Origin of the sequence: Streptococcus sp. HMSC077D04, from assembly GCF_001808785.1 — a bacterium.
Classification (GTDB): domain Bacteria; phylum Bacillota; class Bacilli; order Lactobacillales; family Streptococcaceae; genus Streptococcus; species Streptococcus mitis_BX.
In genome coordinates, this window is the sequence record NZ_KV794543.1 from 1 (window position 1) to 371 (window position 371).

The window sequence follows — 371 nt, forward strand, 5'->3', positions numbered from 1 at the left end:
ACAGAATCCAGAGTCTTATCCTTATAATTTTGGAAATCTGCCCAATTTCGCATGGTAAAATTTTCAGTCCCATACTTTTTAGCATAATTTTCAAATAGAATTTCTAAGACACTTTTTTCTTGGTTTTCACCCTTGGATAAGTGTTTAATGAGTTTTGAGATTTCAGCAAAACTTGGATAACGCCCTCGTTTTTTTCGCTCTTCCACTTCTTTTTTTTGACGTTTCAACAAGTTTTGGTATTCTGTTTGACTCAAACGACTCTCTTCAATGAGCTGTTCTCTTGTTTTGGGTGGATTATAGAAATCGACCAAGTAGGAGGCTAAAGCTCGTACCAAAGTCATAGAAGCTTCATCCCAAAATGGATCACTACG

1 pseudogene is annotated in these 371 nt (G+C 36.1%); it reads right to left on the bottom strand.

The annotated features are described in order from the left end of the window. Positions 1-371: pseudogene (locus HMPREF2701_RS06905) on the bottom strand (type IV secretory system conjugative DNA transfer family protein); the annotation flags it as partial.